Origin of the sequence: Streptomyces sp. CB00455, from assembly GCF_001905445.1 — a bacterium.
GTDB lineage: Bacteria > Actinomycetota > Actinomycetes > Streptomycetales > Streptomycetaceae > Streptomyces.
In genome coordinates this window covers 235691-254561 of sequence record NZ_LIVQ01000005.1, presented here as the reverse complement: position 1 = coordinate 254561, position 18871 = coordinate 235691, and the positions used below count along the sequence as shown (strand labels likewise).

Here is an 18871-nt window from a genome sequence, read left to right as displayed (position 1 = left end):
CCCGGATGCGACTGCGGTCGCACGGGGGACATGCCTCGGATTGCGACTGCGGTTCGCACGCGGTGGCGACCGGGGGCCGATGTGGCATCGCGCGCCCCGCCCTGAGGATGGCCGGGTGACCGAGATCATCGCGGGGCTGTACATGTCCCCTCCGGAATTCCTTGCCTTGTCGGGTGCCGTCGCGCTGGTGGGGGCGCGCTGGCTTCCCCCCACTGCCCGCCCACGCGTCACGATCGCGGCGGGGGCGGTCCTCGTGCTGTCCGCGATCGTGCTGAGTGTGGTGGGGATCCGCTGGCAGGTGCTGCCGGTACTGGCAGGCGCTGCCGTCGCGTTGCCGTTCGCCCTCTCTCCCCTGCTGCGACGCCGTACCGGCCGCCCGGCGTGGCGGGCCCGATGGTGGCTGGCGCTGCCGGGGTCGGTGGTCTGCGCCGGCCTGATCGCCACGGGTCCGGTGGCCGCATGGGCCTTTCCCGTACCCGTGTTCCCCGAGCCGTCGGGCCGTTTCGCGGTCGGCACCGGCGTGGTGCAGTGGACCGACCCACGCCGCCCCGAGAGCTTCACCGCCGATCCGAACGACCTGCGCACGGTCGTGGTCCAGCTCTGGTACCCCGCGCAGAAGGGCTCCGCAGGCGCGCGGCGGGCCCAGTACCTCGGACGCACGGAGCAGGAGGCGCGCACCGTTTCCGATGCCCTCGCCGGCGAAGTGGGCTTGCCCGGCTTCCTGTTCGACGGCGTCCCGCGCGCCCACACCCATGCGGTCTTCGACGCTCCGGTGGCCGGTGGGGGCGAACGGTTCCCGGTCGTGCTGTTCTCTCCCGGGTCGGGCGGAGTGCGTACCCAGAACACCGCCTGGGCGGAGGAACTGGCCAGCCACGGCTATGTGGTCGCCGCCCTCGACCACCCGTACGACTCCGCCGTCGTCGTCCTCGCCGACGGCCGAACGGTTCACGCCGAGACCGCCTCCACCGGAGACCGGGACAAGGACGGCGAGCTGGCCGCCCACTGGACGGCTGTCCGGGCCGCCGACCTCGGCTTCGTCCTCACCCGGCTGGAACACCTGGACCGAGGTGAGATAACCGGACCGCTGACCGGACGCCTGGACACCGGCCGGGTCGCGGTGACCGGCCACTCCATGGGTGGCGCCGCCGCTCTGCAGGCAGCCCGCCAGGACCACCGGTTCGGCGCCGTCATCGATCTGGACGGCTACCCCCACGGCCCCGCCTCCCCCTCCCTCCACCAGCCGACGCTCGCCCTCACCCAGGCCGTCACCTCCGGAACCGACCCGCACTACATGCCCCGCCTGACCGAGGCCCTGGGGCGCAGCACCGCGACGAGCTACCGGCTCACCATCCCCGGCGCCGCACACCTCACCTTCATGGACGGCCCCCTGTACCTGCCGCCCGTGCCCTCGGTAGTCGGCTCCCTGGGCCGCACCGAAAGCCCGCACGTGGTCGCCGCAACCACTCTCGCCTTCCTGGACGCCACCCTGCGGCACGCACCCGGTGACCTGGCCGGCGTTCTGTCGGCCTATGGCGACCTCGGCTTCCGCCAGCCGCCTCCTTCGCCTTCCTGATCTCCGTCGTGATCCGCTTGCCGCCGCGGCTTCCCTGCGGACCGATGCCTCGGCGGTGCGGCGGCCCTGGGCCCGGTCGTGGACCGGGCCCACCCGCTGCCGCACCTGGCCCCGGTGGTTCTTCGCGGTCTTGACCGCCCGGTGCGGCGGCAGCGTGCCGGGGAACACCCCCTGCGCTGAGAGGACTTCAACACCAGCATCAGCATCGGGGCCGGCGGATGCCCGTCGCGGTCCGCGGCACCGGACGCCCGCTCGGCCTCGTCCCGGGCAGGGAGTGGAACAGATGCAGCTCACCCGCATCGGCAGATGCAGCTCACCCGCATGGGCAGGGCTCGCCGCCCGTATCGGCAAGGGCCCCGCCCGGTCCGTCCGGGCTCGCCCCGCCCGGCCCGCTGAAACGTTTCGTCCGCGCCCCAGCCCGGCGGTGGTGAAGGGGGCCCGATCAGGCTAGGTTGCACGGATGCCGGGGCTGTCATGAACACATGACCCTGGCACCGACCGTTCGTCGCGCTGCCGTAAATTGTCCCACGGCCCGGCGGGCCGGATCGGACAAAATGGACGAGCGCGGACAGGAGTGGGCAGGTCATGGCGCGACGCGGACGTGCGGAAACGGTCCGAGGTGCCACCTCCGGAGCGACCGCGGTCCAAGGCTCCGCGATAGCCGCGGCGGCCGACGCCGGGCACGCCCCCGCGGGCTGGCTCCGGCTGGGGCGCGACGGCCGGCTGACCGCCTACGCGAGCTGCGCCGAGGGCCTGGTGCGCTGGACCGAGTCGGCGCCCGGCTCCGACGTCTGGCACGGGCCCGACCTGTTCCCCGTGGAGGGCTGGACCGGCCGCTACACCCTGGCGCAGGACCACAACGGCTTCGTCTGGTTCGCCGCGGGCCGCCGGCGGGACGGCGCCCCGGACGGCCGCGACTTCATCCTCGCCGCCCAGTACCAGAGCGGCCGGCCGCTCAGCGGATGGCGCGCCGTGGGCAACCCGTTCCCGGCCGGCGACGAGTCGGCCCCCGCCCCGGGCGCCCCCGTCGTCCTCGCCGACGCGGCGGGCTCCCTCCACTACTTCGTCACCCGCTTCGGAGTCGGCGTCCGCGCCCGCTCCCAGCGCGCCGACGGGGCGTGGGGCGACTGGAGCGACCACCAGCTCCGGTGGGTGCGCGGCGCGGTCGTGCCGCTCGGGCTCCCGCAGGGCCGGGTCGGTTTCCTCGCGCCCTTCCGCGGCGGTGCCGTGCAGATGGGCCAGGAAAAGCCCGGGGGGAGCGGCTTCGGCTGGCTGGGGCGGATGGAGGCCGATGCCGTCGAGGAGACCTACAGCTCCTGCGAGACGAGCCCGGGGACCCTCACCCACTTCTGGCGCGATCCCGTGGACGGTGGCGTGGTCGCCTGCCGGCCGCAGGGCGTCGGCGCGGTGACGAAGAGCGGGTTCGTGTCCATGGGCGGCGCGGGCGGCGTCGGACCCGTGGGGGTCGTCCGCGCACCCGTCAACGGTTACGACTGCACGGTCCTGCTCCAGCGGGGCGCCGGGGGCCACCCCGAGATCGCGGCCTACCCCACGGAGGGCGAACAGTACGGGGCCTGGTGGGCGCCGGTGGGGGACCGGTGCGCGGGGCTGCCGGCCATCGCCCTCGACGCCCGGGGCCGCGTCACGATCGCGATGATCGACACGGACGGCGGGCTGTGCGTCGTACGCAGGGATCCCACTGCCGAAGGGCTCGCCTTCGGCAGCTGGCGTTGCGTGGGGTGAGCTTTGTCACCGGGTGATCCGGCCCGACCGCGGTAAACAATTCATTCCCGCGCCTTCCCCTGTTCAACTGGGGAGTTGGCGTCGTTCCCGCCCTCCGGGCCCGGTTGCGTGTTAGCGAACGCGAACCATGGGGGCGTCGGCGCGTTTGTGGACACTTGCTCGGCGTTAACCGATTGGCCTAGGCTGCACGGGCCCTGTGAGGGTCGCATAACTGTGCGGATCAAGGTGGGGCGGGCGACGAGGCTGGGGGCGGCGGTGGTCAGGGTCAGGGGCGGATCCGACCCCGTGTCGCGGCGGGTCGGCGCGCACCGGAAGAAGAGTGACAGCCGAGGAGTTTTCTGAGTGGCAGGTATGCCCCGCCTGAGTGTCATCGTTCCCTTCCAGGATGTCGAGATCTATCTCGAAGAATGCCTGGAATCGATAGCCAGGCAGACGTTCCGTGACCTAGAAGTGATCATGGTCGACGACGGCTCGACGGACTCCTCGACCGCGATCGCCGCGGACTTCGCCCGCCGGGACCCCCGCTTCCGGCTGATGCGCCAGGAGTCCATGGGGCCGGGTCACGCGCGCAACGCCGGCATACGCGCAGCGCACCCCCAGGCCGAGTTCCTCGCGTTCGTCGACGGCGACGACGTCATACCCGAGTACGCCTACGAGCTGCTCGTGCAGACCCTGGAAGCCTCCGGCTCCGACTTCGTCTCGGGCAACGTGCAGATGATGAACTCCACCAAGCGGTGGCAGTCCCCCCTGCACAAGGCCCCCATGCAGCGCAGCAAGCGCGGCACCCACATCACCAAGGTCCCCGAGCTCATTTACGACCGCACGGTGTGGAACAAGGTGTTCCGGCGTTCCTTCTGGGACTACCACTACATCGCGTTCCCCGAGGGAGTCATGTATGAGGACTCCTGGGTCAACATGTTCGCCCATTTCCGTGCGAACAAGGTGGACATACTCACCGACATCGTCTATTTCTGGCGACGGCGTGAAGGCGGCGCCGCGCCCTCCATCACCCAGCGGCACACCGAATTCAGCAACCTCCAGGACCGGGTCGCCGCGGTGCAGTCGGTCAGCCGGTTCCTCGCCGGCCACCGCGCCAAGTCCTACAGCGACCACAAGCGCAAGTACGACCTCGCCTGCCTGAGGTCGGACCTGATGCTGCACCTGAAGGTGCTCCCCGACGCCGACGCGGAATACCAGGACGCCTTCATGCGGTGGGCGAACGAATTCCTGGACGAGGCCGACGAGGACATCATCGACGAGCTTCCCGCCGATGCCCGCGTCAAATGGCTGCTGGTGCGCGAGGGCCGCCTGAAAGAGCTGCTCGACGTCGTGGAGTTCGAGCGCAAGGGCGGCCCCATGCCCGTCCAGCGCCGCCTGCACCGCTACCTCAACTACCCCTACCTCGGGGACAAGTCCATCGGCCTCGACAAGAGCGCCTACCGGCTGGACAAGGAACTGTCGCTGCACGGGTCGCTGACCCGCGCGCAGTGGGACGATACCGGGCACCTGACCCTGGAGGGCTCCGCGTACGTCCGCTTCATCAACGTGCACAAGCGGCACATGTCGATGAAGGCCATCGCCGTGCGGAACAAGAAGCAGGGGCGGGTCGTCGTCGCCAAGGCGAAGACCACCTACTACCCGCAGGCCACGGAGCACTCGGGTCAGAACCGCTACTGCTACGACTGGTCCGGCTTCCAGGTCCGTTTCGACCCGGCGCGGCTCAAGCGCAAGGGCCAGTGGGTCGAAGGCACCTGGGACGTCGCGGCGGGCGTGCTGAGCCGCGGACTGTTCCGCTACAAGGGGATCGGCCGGGGCGGCGCCGGCACCGCCGCCAACCCGCCCTACCAGTACGTCGACAAGAACACCCGCGTGGTGCCGCTCTTCCTCCAGGGCAAGCTCAAGCTCCGCGTGGAGACGGTCCGTTGCCGCATCACCCGCCACCGCATCGTCGGTGACCAGCTGGAACTGGGCGGGGTCTACCTCGGACCCAAACTCCCCGAGTGGGGCAAGTTCCGGGTCACCAGCATGGGCGGCGCCGGCCGGCACGACGCGTGGGTCCACTTCAAGCCGGGCGGCGAGGGGTGGTACACCTTCGTGACGCGCATTCCGGTCAAGGCGCTCGTCCCCGGCCACCGCACCAACTCCGCGGAGGGCGTCCCGCAGACCTGGAACACGGGCAGCAACGGCTGGAAGACCACCTTCCACGTCGAGGGCCGCAAGGCGGCCATCTACCCCGTCATGGCGGAGGGCACCGGCGACGGCCACTACCGCCTGCCCGAGGAACTGCAGAACCGCGCCGCGGACCGAGAGGTCTTCATCCACCGCAACGGCTCCGGATACGTGGTGCTGTTCGAGCGCGACACCCTGCCCCTGGCCAAGTCGGTCACCTGGCGCCCGGACGGTTCGCTGGAGGTGGTCGTCGGCTACGCGGCGGAGGACATGCTCAGCAGCTCCGAATTCGCCGCGGCGCACATCGTCGTGCGCTCCCGCGCCCACGGCGCGGAGCGCGTCGTCCCCATCACCTGGTACGGCCAGGAGTTCCGCTTCGTCATCTCTCCCGCCGGCATGCGCACGCTGGCCGGAGACATCCCGCTGGCCGCGGGCCGCTGGGACTTCTTCCTGCGCCGCCAGGACCCCTCCGCGGTCACACCGGAGAACCGGTCCAACGACCTCATGGTCAAGATGACCCAGGAACTCATCCCGGCCTTCCCCAGCGAGATGACCAGCAACGAGCGCCGCTACGAACTCCAGGCGGAGGCGTACGACCGCCTCTCCCTGCTCGTCCACTCGGCCATGCCGGACGAGGCGCGCGGCCCGTACCGCCAGAAGCTGATGCGCACCAAGGCCTATCCGGACGCCCGCCGCAAGCCGCTGCGCCACGCGGTGCTCTTCGACGCCTTCAAGGGGACCCAGTACTCCGACAGCCCGCGCGCGCTGCACGAGGAGATGGTCCGCCGCGGCGTGGACCTGGAGCACCTGTGGGTGGTGCGCGACGACCAGGTGGCCGTTCCCCCGACCGCCCGTCCCGTCCGCATGTGGTCCCCGGACTGGTACGAGGCCATGGCCAGGGCGCGCTACGTCGTCGCCAACAACCACCTGCCCGACTGGTTCCAGAAGCGCGACGGCCAGGTCGTCGTGCAGACCTGGCACGGCACCCCGCTCAAGAAGATCGGGCACGACATCGAAGCCGTGCACTTCGCGGACAAGCGCTACCTCGAGCGCGTGGAGAAGGAGGTGCTGAACTGGGACATGCTGGTGTCCCCGAACAGCTTCAGCACCCCGATCCTCAAGCGCGCCTTCGGCTTCGCCGGCGAGATGGTCGAGAGCGGCTACCCGCGCAACGACATCCTGCGCCGTGCGGACGCCGGCCGGGCGGCCGAAGTGCGCCGCCGCATCGGGCTGCCGCCCGGCAAGCGCGTGGTCATGTACGCGCCGACCTGGCGTGACGACCAGTTCTACGCGCCGGGCAAGTACAAGCTCGACTTCCGCATCGACCTGGAAGACGCCAAGGCGCAGCTGGCCCACGACCACGTCCTGCTGGTCCGGCGCCACCCCAACGTCGTCGACCCGGTGCCCGGCGCGGGGGACGGCTTCGTCTTCGACGTGTCCGACTACCCGGACATGGCGGACCTCTCGCTCATCACCGACGTGATGATCACGGACTACTCCTCCCTGATGTTCGACTTCGTCAACACCGGGCGGCCGATCCTCTTCTTCACGTACGACCTCGACCACTACCGAGACACCCTGCGCGGCTTCTACTTCGACTTCGAGCAGTCCGCCCCGGGGCCGCTCCTCTACAGCTCCCCGGAGCTGATCGGGGCGATCCGCAACATCGACCGGATTCAGCAGGGCTACGCCGCCCGCTACCGCTGGTTCCAGCAGGAGTTCTGCGACCTCGACGACGGTTTCGCGGCCGCCCGGCTGACCGACCGCATCCTGATCGCGGGCGGGGACCTCGACCCGGCGCAGGCCCAGGCGCCGGCGGTCGGCGCGGCCGGGGGCCCCGTACCCGGGCAGGCGGGCCCCTGGAACGGCGGCACCCTGGGGCAGATGCCGCGGCAGCCGGCGAGAAGAATGGATTCCGAGCATGTCTGACGCATCCAAGAACCCGCGCCGCGTCTTCAGCGGCGTCGACACCTCGGGCGTGGTACCCGTCGAATACCGTTTCTCGCACGCGCGAAACGGCAACCGGCACCTGGTCGTCGTCTTCGCGGGCGCCGGCGCCCCCAAGGGCTTCGGCATGTCCAACGGGGTGCTCGGCAGGCTCCGGGCGAACGTCCTGTGGATCCGCGACTCCTTCGACGGCGCCTACGGCTACTCGCTGTGCAAGGGCATGGACTTCTCCCTGGAACAGTCCGTCGCCGGCCTCATCGCCCGCGTCATGACCGCCCTGTCGCTGACGCCCGACGCCTGCACCGCCATCGGCAGCTCCAACGGCGGCAGCGCGGCCCTGCACTTCGGCCTGAAGTACGGTTTCCGCAACATCGTGAGCACCGTGCCCCAGTTCCTCATCGGCTCGCACCTGCGGGAGGGCGACCCGGGCGCCGCCCGGGCCGTGATGGGGGAGGTCACCGAGGAGAAGGTGCGCGTCCTCGACTCCGTCCTTCCCGACCTGGTGCGCGGCGGGGCTGGCCGCTCGGCCAACATCTACCTGATCTCCTCGCCCCAGGACGAGCAGTTCACCCGGCACGTGGAACCCGTGCTGGCGCTGTTCCGGGGGCACGAGAACTTCAACTTCCTCTTCAACGACTCTCCTCTCGTCCGCGGCCACGGGAGCGTCACGGCGCACAACGCGCCGGCCGTCATGGGGCTGTTGAACCTGCTCGTGGAGGGTCTGGCACCGCGGATCGGCGCGGTGCGCTACGGGCACGAGCAGCCGGGCCGGGACACCTCGGTCATCGACTCCTTCCTCGCGGAGACCGCGCAGGTACGGGGCGCGGAGTTCCCGCCGCCGGTCGTCGTGTCGCCCGCGGCGGGCGAGCACCTGCCAGGGAACCTGGTGCGTTTCAGGGGATCGGCGCCCGGCGCGGTACGCGTCAGCCTGTGGGAGAACGGCAAGTTCCTGGCCTCTCCGCCGGTCGCGCCCGACGGCAGCTGGGTGTGGGAGCGGGACGAGCCCTGGTCGAAGGGCCGGCACGTGGTGCGGCTCTTCGCCGTGGACGTGCACAACTACCACTCGCGGCGCAGCGAGGTGGCCTTCGTGGCCGCCGATCACGCGCCGGCCCCGGGGCCCGCCGCGGGGCCGGTCCGGGCTCCGGCCCAGCAGCTGCAACAGGTGCCACAGGTTTCGCAGGTGCAGCAGGTGTCGCCGGCGCTGTTGCTGTCGGTGTCGGCCCCGGTGCCGCACCAGCAGGTGGCGGGCCCCGTACCGCGGTTCATGGGCTTCGCCCCGGGCGCCGTGCGGGTCGACTTCCACGAGCGCGGCGCAGTGCTCGGCTCGTGCGCGGTGATGGCCGACGGCAGCTGGGTGTGGGAGTCGGGCTGGGCCTGGCCCGAGGGCGAGCACGTCGTCGAGGTCGTGGCGGTCGATGCGGTGGGCAACGCCTCGACCTGGAGCGCGGTGCCGTTCAGCGTGGTGAACACGTACACCGTTCCCGCACACGGCGGCTTCCACGACGCGAGGCACTGACCACCCCCGCCACGACCCCGCGCCCGGGGCGCGAGAAGCCCAGGGCGCGAGAAGAACGGATTTCCTGCATGTCCCAGCCGGCCGACAAGACGCGCCGCATCATCACGGGCAAGGACTCGTCGGGCCCCGTACCGGTCGAGTACCGGTTCTCGCACGCGCCGAACGGCAACCGGCACCTGGTCGTCGTCTTCGCCAACCTGAACGCGCCGGATGAGTACGGCATGGGCGGCGGCATCCTCGACGACGTGCAGGCGAACGTCCTGTGGATCCGGGACCTCTTCGACGGCGCCAACAGCTACTACCTGTGCAAGGGCATGGACTTCTCCGTGGAGCGGTCCGTCGCCGGGCTCATCGCCCGCGTGATGACGTCGCTCGCGCTGACCCCCGACGACTGCACCATGTTCGGCAGCTCCAAGGGCGGCACCGCCGCACTGTGGTTCGGGCTGAAGTACGGCTACCGCAACATCGTCAGCAGCGTGCCCCAGTTCCGCATCGGGACGTTCGCCGCCGCGAGCATGCCGGACGCTGCCCGTGCCATGATGGGCGAGGTGACGCAGGAGAAGGTGCACGTCCTCGACTCCGTCCTGCCGGACCTGGTGCGCGGCGGCCCGAACCCCGCGGCCCACGTCTACCTCATCTCCTCGCCGCAGGACCGGCAGTTCGGGATCCAGGTGGAGCCGTTCCTCGCACTGTTGCGCGGATACCAGAACTTCAACTTCGTCTTCAACGACTCCCCCCTGATATCCGGCCACGACAAGGTGACCACTCGCAACATCCCCGCCATGGTCGGCCTGCTGCACCTGCTCGTCGCCGGCCTGGCCCCGCGGATCGGGGCGGTGCGGTACGGGTACGAACAGCCCGGCCGTGACACGGCGGCGATCGACGCCTTCCTGGCGCAGACCGCGCGGGCGGGGGTAGCCGAGTGTGCGGCGCCCGTCGTCCTGACGCCGGGTGTGAACGAGCGGATCCCCGGAAACCAGGTGCGGTTCACGGGCACGGCGCCGGGCGCCGTGCGGGTGAGCCTGTGGGAGAACGGAAAGTTCCTCGCCACGCCCGACGTCGCGCCGGACGGCAGCTGGGAGTGGAAGCGCGACACGCCGTGGTCCAGGGGCCGGCACGTGGTGCGCCTCTTCGCCGTGGACGCCAACGACTGCGATTCGCCGCGCAGCGAGGCGGTGTTCGTGGCCACCGATCACGCGCAGGCCCCCGCACCGAACCCTGCCCGCCCCCCTGCCCCTGCCCCCGGCCCGATCCCGGTCCCCGGCCCGATGCCCGTACAGCCGGCGCCACCCGTGCAGCTGTCGGTGTCGTTCCCGGCGCCGCACCAGCAGGTGGCGGGCCCCGTGCCGCGTTTCGCGGGCTTCGCCCCGGGCGCCGTGCGGGTCGACTTCCACGAGCGCGGCGGCCTGCTCGGCTCGTGCGGGGTGGCGGCCGACGGCGGCTGGGTGTGGGAGTCGCCGTGGGCCTGGCCCCAGGGCGAGCACTACGTCGAGGCCGTGGCCGTGGGCGCGGCGGGCAACGCGTCGGCGTGGAGCGCGGTGCCGTTCACCGTGGTCCCCGTCAGCGGGATGAACACCTACACCGTTCCCGCCCACGGCGGCCACCGCGGCGCCGGGTACTGAGCCCCGGGGACCGACGCCTACGGGGCGACGGCGGGGCGGTCCACCCGCATGACGACGGGGCGGTGATCGGACGCCTTCGTGTCCACCACCTGACAGCCGGTGCGGTGCAGCTTCGTGAAGAGGTAGTCGATCTTCGACCCGTCCTCGTGGGTGCGCCGTCCCGCCCGGGAGTCGCCCTTCTGATCGCATTCGCGGAACGTGGTGTACGCCTCCTGCGGCCAGAGCCACACCGTCGTGCTTCCGTCCACCGGCGGCGGCGAGTTGAAGTCACCCCCGAACACCGTCCGGTCGTCCTGCGCGGCGGCATCGAAGAGGGAGCGGAGCTGATCGTCCCGGAAGTCCCATTCGGGATGCGCCGTATCGGTACCCCGCAGGGCGACGTGCGCGCTGCACGCCCGTATGCCCTCCGCGGGCACCAGGGCGCACAGGAACCGCCGGTGCAGCCCCACCGTCGGCTGTTGCGGCTGCACGGCCTTCACCTCGGCGAAGGCGGAGGACGCCAGCAGGCCGGAGCCGGCCTGACCCCTGCCCTCCCCGGTACAGCTCACGGGGGTGCTGCGGCCCACCGCGTCCACGTCGACATACGGCTCGAACTCGAAGTCCCAGTCTGTGCCCAGGCGCCGCGCCGCGGACCGCAGGTCGTCCGAGCACACCTCCTGCAGGAGCATCACGTGCACGCCCCGCCCCTCGGCGAGCGCCCGCAACTGCTGGAACTTGTCGTTCGGGCTTCCCTTGTCCTCGCACCCCCACTGCTCGACCCCGCACATGTTCCACGTGGCGACGGAGACCGAGGGCGGCTTGCTCCCGGACGACGCCGGGGGCTGCGCCGGGCCGGGATGCGCGGACGTGCACGCCGCCGTGGCCAGCAGACCGAGGGTCGCCGCGATACGGCCGATCCGGCGCGAGCGCACCCGTCTTGCGGGCTCCGTGTCTTTCTGCATCCCGACATCATTGAATACGAGCCGGTCAGACCGTGCACCGGGTCGGCCACAACCCCTGCGGAGGCGCCGAGAGCCCGCCGACCGGGTCCGCGACCGGGCCGGTTCGGGGCACCCCCTACGCTGGGGTGCGTGGTGACGAACGAGGCTGCGGCCGTGAACAGTGACCGGGTGCTGTACGGGTGCATGGGGCTGGGCGGGAGCTGGGATCGCGATGCGTACGGGCCCGGCGACATCGATGCCGCCGAGGCCGCGATCGGCGCGGCCCTCGACAGCGGGATCACGGCCTTCGACCACGCCGACATCTACCGGCGCGGGAAGGCCGAAGCCGTCTTCGGCGAAGTGCTCGCGCGCACGCCGGGCCTGCGCGAACGCGTCACGATCCAGACCAAGTGCGGGATCCGGCCGGCCGCCGGGGACCGCCCCGGCCTGTACGACCTGCGCGGACACAGCATCACGCGACGGGTCGAGGAGAGCCTGGCCCGGCTGCGCACCGACGTGATCGACGTGCTGCTCCTGCACCGCCCCGACCCCCTGGCGGACGCCGACTCGGTCGCCTCGGCGCTGATGTCGCTGCACCGGCAGGGACTCGTACGGCACTTCGGCGTGTCCAACATGGGGGCGGCGCAGATCGCCCACCTCCAGGCGCGCCTCGACGTCCCGCTGGTGGCGAACCAGCTGGAGATGAGCCTGCACAGCCGGGACTGGGTCGAGGCCGGGGTCCTGCTCAACACCCCCGCTCTCGCCGACAACGGCTTCCCTTTCGGGACACTGGAGCACTGCCACGACCACGGCATCCGCCTCCAGGCCTGGGGAGCGCTGGCGCAGGGCCGTTTCACCGGCCGCCAGCAGACGCCCGCCGAGTCGGCCACCGCGGAGCTCCTGACCCGGCTCGCCCGCGAGAAGGACACGACGCCGGAGTCGGTACTGCTGTGGTGGCTCGCCCGGCACCCCGCCCGGATCGCACCGGTCATCGGCTCCGCCCGCCCCGAGCGGATCCGCGCCTGCCGGGACGCGGCGCTCCGCGATCCCGACCTCACGCACGAGGAGTGGTACGAGCTCTGGGTCACGGCCAGGGGTGTCCCGCTGCCCTAAGGGGTGTCGTGCCGGCCGGGCCAGGGGACGTCGGTTTCGGTGGCGGTGGTGTAGTCGACGCCGGGGACGCAGAAGCCGTAGAGGCGGTGGACTTCGTCGCGGAACCAGTCGAGGTCGGCGAGTTCACCGATGCTGTCGCCGGTGGCGGCGTTCCAGCGGTCGGCGACGGCGCTCTGCACGGCGGGATCCAGTTCCCAGGCGTCGAGGCGGACCCGGCCCTCGTCGTCGAGGCCGAGGGGGCGGGCGCCGGTCAGCCGGTCCCACAGATCCACCAGCTGGCCGATCGGGGCCACCATGGCGCCGCCGAGGACGCCGCGCAGCAGCCCGGCGTACAGGGCGATGCCGGGGATGGCGGTGGAGGACTGGGTGACGGCGGCGGCGTTGACGGAGGTCAGGGCCCGGCCGCCCAGGGTCTTGCCCAGGCGTTCGTCCAACGTGCGCGCGGTGGCTTCCAGATGGGACTTCGCGACGCCGATGGTGCCCTGCCGGTAGATCGCGGCGGTGAGCGGCGAGCCGATGTAGGACAGGGCGGCGGTGGTGAAGCCGTCGGCCAGCAGGGACCGGCCGGCCAGGAACGTGATCCACCGTTCCCAGTCGGTCCCGCCCATCACGGCCACGGTCTGCTCGATGTCGTCGCCCTCGGCCGGCGCGGTGGTGACCTCCTTGACCTCCGGGGCGCCGTGCTCGTCGAAGAGGAGTGTCTTGGTGGTGTGGGGCGAGCCGATCGGCCTGAGGACCGAGGCGTACACCTCGCCGGTGTCCGGATCGGTGCGGCGGGGCGCGGCCACCGAGTAGACCAGGAAGTCGAGCCGTCCCCCGAACCGCTCGGTGAGCAGGTCGGCGACCTGCTCCTTCACCGCGTCGCCGAACGCATCGCCGTTGACGAAGACCATGTCCCGCCCGTGCTCCCGGGCGAGGCGGGCGGTGACGGCGGTGCGGTACCAGCCGGCCGTGCCGGTGCGCCGCGCGGGCGCCTTCTCGAAGCACACGCCGATGCCGCGGATACCGGCACGGGCCAGGCCCGCGATCGTGGCGGCCAGGCCGTACCCGGCGGACGAGCCGATGACCAGGGCCACCGGACCGTCCCCCCGGATGCTCACCGGGGCGGGGACGGCCTGCCACATGTCCTCCACCAGCCGTCGGCAGCCGCCGGGATGGGAGTCGAGGAACAGGAAGCCCCGGCTCTTGGGCGCGATGACGCGTTCGCTCACGGTGTGGGCCCCTGGTGTCGTGACGGACAAGGACGCGGTGGCCGCTCCGGCCACCCGTCCCGCAAGTCTGCGGCCGCGGCGACGGGCATGGTGATCTTGACGCGTCACAACGATCTCCGGCCGTGCTTGGAGGGTTCCCACTGTCGCGGCAGGGCAGCCCGCACTGCGGCGGACGGCCGTGGATCCACCGGGGTGCGGTGCGCCCGGTGCTTCACCCCGCCGGCCCCCTGTCCGCCGCGTCGCCACCGCCTTTCGGATGGGCTCGCCCCGCTCCGGCTGCTCATGCCGTCGAAACGGGCCGGACAGGGCCTATTCCTGATCCGATGAAGCTTCCCGTCGCATGCGGCGCGCTCGGCGGCCTGCTGCTCTGTGCGGCCGTCGCGGTCTCCTCCGGGCCCGCCGCCCGCCTCCTGGACCCGGCCGCGGGCGCCCGGTGGACGCTGCCGCCCCCCTACCAGCGGATCATCCCCGCCCCGGCCGCCGCCGCCCCGGGCGGCCCGGGCTACACCCTCGGCGGCCGCACGGTCATCCGTACGGCGGCCGGCTCCTCGGAGGTCCGCGCCATCGGGGAACGGCTCGCCGCCGGCTGGCGGGCGGACGCGCGACTGCCGCTCCCGGTCCGGGCGACCGACACGGGGGCGGGCACCGACGGCATCCGCCTGCGCCTGGACCCGTACGCGGGAGGCTTCGGCGAGGAGGGCTACCGGCTCCAGTGCGACGAGGACGGCATCCTGCTCACCGCCCACCGGCCCGCCGGCCTGTTCCGCGGCACCCAGACCCTGCGTCAGCTGCTGCCCGTGGAGAGCGGCGGTCCGTGGACGGTGGCGGGCGGCACGGTCACGGACACGCCGCGGTTCGCCCACCGGGGCGCGACGGTCGACGTGGGCGGTGCGCACGTCACCCTCGCCGGGGTGAAGCGGTACGTCGACCAGCTCGCCCTCTACAAGATCAACGTGCTGCGCACGCACCTCGCCGGGGGTTCCTGGAGCCGGGCCGACCAGGCCGAACTGCTCCGGTACGCGCGCGGGCGCTACATGGAGGTGGTCCCGCAGGGCCAGGTCCCGGCCGGTGTGATCATCTACGCGGAGCACGGCGCGGCGGAGGAGGCGGAGCTCGCGCGGGCCGTCCGGGCCGGCGCGCGGGTCATCCTCGCGCCGGCCGACCGGGGGGCGTCCGTCCGGCGCGCGTACACAGGCGACCCTGGCGCCTACCTCCCCGGGGTGCCGCGACAGGCGGTCCTGGGCGTGGAGGCGGCGCCGTCGCCCTCGCCGGGCGGCCGAGGCTTCACCTCGGCCTTCCCGCAGGTCCTCGGCACCGCCGAACTCGGCTGGTCGCCCGCCGGGGCGCTGGACTGGGCCGGCTACCGTCAACGGCTCGCTGCACAGGGACCCCGGCTGGACGCCCTGGGCGTGCGCTACCCCCGCAGCCCCGAGGTCCCCTGGCCCGCCCCGCTCCGGGCCCCTGCCGCCGGACCCCCGCACGGCGGCGCCACGACCCCGTGACAGGCGCCCCGCCCGGCGGCGCCACGACCCCGTGACAGCCGCCCCGCGCGGCGGCGCCACGACCCCGTGACCGCCCGCGGAGCGCAGGCAAAGGCACCCGCGAGCATCGTCCGTGCCCGCGGCCGTCCCGGCAACGGGTTTATCCGCCCCGGACGGGCGAATCCGGGACCCGGAGCGTGCCTTCGGGGCCCGGGGGTGGCACCCATGGCTCATGCCGCCGGTCTCAGCCTCCCTGCGTACCGCCGCTTCGTACGCCTGGCGCCTGCTGGTCGTCGGCGCCGCCGTCTACGTCGTCTTCATGGTGCTGGGCCGCTTCCACGAGATCGCCGTGGCGCTCTTCCTCGGCCTGGTCATCACGGCGCTGCTCTCCAGCCCCACCCGGCAGCTGGCGCGCGTGGTGCCCCGCTCCCTGGCCGTCGCCGTCTGCCTGATCGGCAGCACGGCGCTGCTGCTGGGTGTGCTCGCCCTCGTCGGCGAGGCGGTGGCAGGGGAGAGCACCACCCTGGTGCGCGAGTTCCGCCAGGGGCTCGCCAGCATCGAGGAGTGGCTGGAGCGGCCGCCCCTGCGGCTGAACCCCCGGGCGCTGTCGGGCTTCCAGGACCGCGTCGGCGACTACCTGTCGACCCACCGCTCGACCCTGCTCGACACCGCGCTCAGCGGGGCGGGCCGCGTCGTGGAGGTCCTCACCGTCCTGGCCCTGGCCGTCTTCTCCTCCGTGTTCTTCCTGCACGGCGGCAACCGGCAGTGGTCCTGGTTCTGCGAGCAGCTGCCCGCCTCGGCCCGCGCCCACGTGTCGGTCGCCGGGCAGGCGGCCTGGCGCACCTTCACCGGCTACACCCACGGGATCGTGCTCGTCGCGGCGACGAACGCCGTGCTCGTCGGGGTGGCCCTGTACTTCCTGGGGGTCCCGCTGGCGGTGCCGCTGGCGCTGCTGGAGTTCTTCGCGGCCTTCGTCCCCCTCGTCGGCTCGCCGGTCGCGCTGGCGGTCGCCGCGGTGGTCGCCCTGGCGGCGAAGGGACCGCTCATCGCGGGACTGGTGGTCCTGCTGATCGTGGTCATCGGCCAGATCGAGGGGCACCTGCTGCACCCGCTGGTGATGAGCTGGGCGGTGCGCCTGCACCCCCTGGTGGTCGCCATCTCCGTGATCGCGGGCGCCATCGCCGCCGGCGTGGTGGGCGCGGTCGTCGCCGTCCCCATGGTGTCGGTGGCCTGGTCGGTCCACTCGGCACTGCGCGAGGCCCGCGCTGGGACGGCCGACGAGCCCTGAGCGCGCCCCGCCCCGCCCGCCCCGTCCCGCGCCCCGCCCCCGTGCTCTGCGTCCTGCACAATCGGCGGATGAGCGATGAAGACCCGGACCCCTACCTCTGGCTCGAAGACGTCACCGGCGAGGCCGCACTCGGCTGGGTGCGCGAGCGCAACGACGAGACCGTTGCCGCGCTGGCCGCGGCGCCCGCGTTCAAGGTGCTCGAAAGAGCCGTCCGCGAGGTCCTCGACGACGACGGCCGCATCCCCTACGTCGTGCGGCGCGGCCGCCACCTCTACAACTTCTGGCAGGACGCCGGCCACGTCCGCGGGCTGTGGCGCCGCACCACCCTGGAGGAGTACCGCAAGGACCGCCCCGCCTGGGAGCCGGTCCTCGACCTCGACGCGCTCGCCGAGGCGGAGGGGGAGAAGTGGGCCTGGGCGGGCAGCGCCGTGCTGGCCCCCGACCACCGGCACGCCCTGGTCATGCTGTCGAGGGACGGGGCGGACGCCTGCGTGGTGCGCGAGTTCGACCTGCGCACCCTGCGGTTCGTCGCGGACGGCTTCGAGGTGGCCGAGGCCAAGACCAGGGTCGGCTGGATCGACCGCGACCGTATCTGGATCGGGACGGACTTCGGCCCGGGCACGATGTCGGAGTCGGGCTATCCGCTCCAGGTGCGCCGCTGGCGGCGCGGCACGCCCCTGGCGGAGGCGGAAACGGTGTACCAGGGCCTGCCCACCGACCTGTCCGCCTCGGGATGGCACGACGACACGCCCGGATTCGAACGGGACTTCGTGCACCGGCAGATCGACTTCTGGAGGCAGGAGCTGTTCCTCCTTCCGGAGCCCGGGTCCGACGCCCCGCCGCTGAAGATCGAGGTGCCGGACGACGCCTCGGCCTCCGTCCACCGCCAGTGGCTGGTCGTCGCCCCCAAGTCCCCGTGGCTGGGCCACGAAGCGGGCAGCCTGCTCGCCTTCGACTTCGACGCCTTCCGGGCGGGCGGGCGCGAGGCGGCGGTGCTGTTCACCCCGGACGAGCGCACCGCGCTCGCCGACTGGAACTGGACCCGCAACCACCTCATCCTCACCACCCGGGCGGACGTGTCCTCCCGGATGGAGATCCTCACCCCGGGCCCGGGCCCGGGCCCGGGCACCGAGGCGGGCGCGGCCGCGGGGAGCGCTGCGGGCACCGCTACGGAGGCGGGCGCGCGCGGCTGGCGCCGCGCCCCGCTGGCGGGCGTACCGCCGCTCTCCACGGCCTCCGTCACCGGCACCGATCCGGACTCCGGCGACGAGTACTTCCTGAACGTCTCCGGCTACCTCCAGCCCTCCACCCTCTACCGGGGCACCGCGGACAGCTCGGACGGCGTGGACGGCGCGGACAGCGAGAGCCTCAAGCAGGGCCCGGCCCTCTTCGACACCACCGGCCTCGTCGTTCGGCAGCACTTCGCCACCTCCGAAGACGGCACCCGGGTGCCGTACTTCGTCATCGGTCCCGAGGACCGGCCCGGTCCCGGGCCCACCCTGCTCTACGGGTACGGCGGCTTCGAGGTCTCCCAGGTCCCCTACTACAGCGCGGTCACCGGCCGGGCCTGGCTCGCCCGCGGCGGCACCCACGTCGTCGCCGGCATCCGGGGCGGCCACGAGTACGGGCCGCGCTGGCACCGGGCGGCCCTCGGCGCGAACCGCGTCCGTGCCTTCGAGGACTTCGCCGCCGTCGCCCGCGATCTCACCGCCAGGGGCATCACCACCGCCGCCCAGCTGGGCATCGAGGGCGGCAGCAACGGCGGCCTCCTGATGGGCGCGATGCTCACCCGCCACCCGGAGCTGTTCGGCGCCGTCGTCGCCCATGTGCCGCTGCTGGACATGCTCCGCTTCCACCGGCTCCTCGCGGGCGCCAGCTGGACCGCCGAGTACGGGAACCCGGACGACCCGGCCGACCGGCCCCACCTGGAGCGGATCAGCCCCTACCACCAGATCCGGGCCGACGGGCCCCCGTACCCGCCCCTGCTCCTGCTCACCTCGACCCGGGACGACCGCGTCCACCCCGGCCACGCCCGCAAGATGGCCGCCCGGCTGCGCGAGTCGGGCCACCCCGTCCTCTTCCACGAGCACCTCGGCGGCGGTCACGCCGGCGCCACCGACCACGGGCAGACAGCCTTCAACGAAGCCCTCGTCCACACCTTCCTGTGGGAACACCTGACCCCGGCGAAGTGACGTCCCGGCGCCCGCGCGCCACGCAGACCGCCCACTGCCGCCGACCGCCTCATCCGTAGTCAACCAGGCTTCGCGATAAGCCAGTTGCGGCGGGGA

11 protein-coding genes are annotated in these 18871 nt (G+C 72.5%); 9 read left to right on the top strand and 2 right to left on the bottom strand.

The features are described 5' to 3' along the window. Positions 1–79 precede the first annotated feature (79 nt). From AMK16_RS21355 to AMK16_RS21335, 5 genes are all read left to right on the top strand, one after another. Positions 80–1573, top strand: coding sequence for an alpha/beta hydrolase family protein (locus AMK16_RS21355; RefSeq protein WP_073918192.1), 1494 nt, complete (start codon positions 80–82; stop codon positions 1571–1573). A 585-nt stretch (positions 1574–2158) separates the two neighbouring features. Next, the gene (locus tag AMK16_RS21350; RefSeq protein ID WP_079191640.1) at positions 2159–3316 is read left to right on the top strand and encodes a hypothetical protein; all 1158 of its coding nucleotides are present in this window, start codon (positions 2159–2161) and stop codon (positions 3314–3316) included. A 351-nt stretch (positions 3317–3667) separates the two neighbouring features. Next, positions 3668–7414, top strand: coding sequence for a bifunctional glycosyltransferase/CDP-glycerol:glycerophosphate glycerophosphotransferase (locus AMK16_RS21345; protein WP_079191639.1), 3747 nt, complete (start codon positions 3668–3670; stop codon positions 7412–7414). Next, positions 7407–8948 carry a hypothetical protein gene (locus tag AMK16_RS21340; RefSeq protein ID WP_073918190.1) on the top strand — a complete coding sequence of 514 codons (1542 nt, stop codon included), beginning with the start codon at positions 7407–7409 and terminating at the stop codon, positions 8946–8948. Before AMK16_RS21345 ends, AMK16_RS21340 begins: the two co-directional genes overlap by 8 nt. Before the next feature lie 68 nt (positions 8949–9016). Beyond that, the gene (locus tag AMK16_RS21335; protein ID WP_073918188.1) at positions 9017–10570 is read left to right on the top strand and encodes a hypothetical protein; all 1554 of its coding nucleotides are present in this window, start codon (positions 9017–9019) and stop codon (positions 10568–10570) included. A gap of 17 nt (positions 10571–10587) precedes the next feature. On the opposite strand, the gene AMK16_RS21330 is transcribed toward AMK16_RS21335, so the two are convergent. Then, positions 10588–11511 (bottom strand): endonuclease/exonuclease/phosphatase family protein, encoded by a 924-nt coding sequence (locus AMK16_RS21330; protein WP_073918186.1) that lies wholly within the window; start codon positions 11509–11511, stop codon positions 10588–10590. 129 nt (positions 11512–11640) lie between these two features. Between AMK16_RS21330 and AMK16_RS21325 the strand changes: the two genes are divergently transcribed. Next, entirely contained in the window at positions 11641–12603 is a 963-nt protein-coding gene (locus tag AMK16_RS21325) for an aldo/keto reductase (protein WP_242438828.1), read from the top strand. Here the strand turns inward: AMK16_RS21325 and fabV are convergent. Continuing rightward, entirely contained in the window at positions 12600–13814 is a 1215-nt protein-coding gene (gene fabV, locus AMK16_RS21320) for an enoyl-[acyl-carrier-protein] reductase FabV (RefSeq protein ID WP_073918184.1), read from the bottom strand. The genes AMK16_RS21325 and fabV overlap by 4 nt on opposite strands. Before the next feature lie 323 nt (positions 13815–14137). On the opposite strand from fabV, the gene AMK16_RS21315 reads away from it, so the two are divergent. The 3 genes from AMK16_RS21315 (at position 14138) to AMK16_RS21305 (ending at position 18775) form a co-directional block, all read left to right on the top strand. Continuing rightward, positions 14138–15316: a glycoside hydrolase family 20 zincin-like fold domain-containing protein gene (locus tag AMK16_RS21315; protein WP_073918182.1), complete on the top strand. Its 1179-nt coding sequence runs from the start codon at positions 14138–14140 to the stop codon at positions 15314–15316. A gap of 211 nt (positions 15317–15527) precedes the next feature. After that, complete coding sequence (locus tag AMK16_RS21310; RefSeq protein ID WP_073918180.1) at positions 15528–16583, top strand: AI-2E family transporter; 1056 nt, start codon at positions 15528–15530, stop codon at positions 16581–16583. 68 nt (positions 16584–16651) lie between these two features. Continuing rightward, positions 16652–18775, top strand: a complete 2124-nt coding sequence (locus AMK16_RS21305) for a prolyl oligopeptidase family serine peptidase (protein ID WP_073918179.1) — start codon at positions 16652–16654, stop codon at positions 18773–18775. The last annotated feature ends 96 nt before the right edge of the window (positions 18776–18871 follow it).

Excerpts from the sequence above, each read along its gene's own strand:
- AMK16_RS21355 (WP_073918192.1), top strand. The coding sequence starts at position 80 with ATGTGGCATCGCGCGCCCCGCCCTGAGGATGGCCGGGTGACCGAGATC.
- AMK16_RS21350 (WP_079191640.1), top strand. The coding sequence starts at position 2,159 with ATGGCGCGACGCGGACGTGCGGAAACGGTCCGAGGTGCCACCTCCGGA.
- AMK16_RS21345 (WP_079191639.1), top strand. The coding sequence starts at position 3,668 with ATGCCCCGCCTGAGTGTCATCGTTCCCTTCCAGGATGTCGAGATCTAT.
- AMK16_RS21340 (WP_073918190.1), top strand. The coding sequence starts at position 7,407 with ATGTCTGACGCATCCAAGAACCCGCGCCGCGTCTTCAGCGGCGTCGAC.
- AMK16_RS21335 (WP_073918188.1), top strand. The coding sequence starts at position 9,017 with ATGTCCCAGCCGGCCGACAAGACGCGCCGCATCATCACGGGCAAGGAC.
- AMK16_RS21330 (WP_073918186.1), bottom strand. The coding sequence starts at position 11,511 with ATGCAGAAAGACACGGAGCCCGCAAGACGGGTGCGCTCGCGCCGGATC.
- AMK16_RS21315 (WP_073918182.1), top strand. The coding sequence starts at position 14,138 with ATGAAGCTTCCCGTCGCATGCGGCGCGCTCGGCGGCCTGCTGCTCTGT.
- AMK16_RS21310 (WP_073918180.1), top strand. The coding sequence starts at position 15,528 with ATGCCGCCGGTCTCAGCCTCCCTGCGTACCGCCGCTTCGTACGCCTGG.
- AMK16_RS21305 (WP_073918179.1), top strand. The coding sequence starts at position 16,652 with ATGAGCGATGAAGACCCGGACCCCTACCTCTGGCTCGAAGACGTCACC.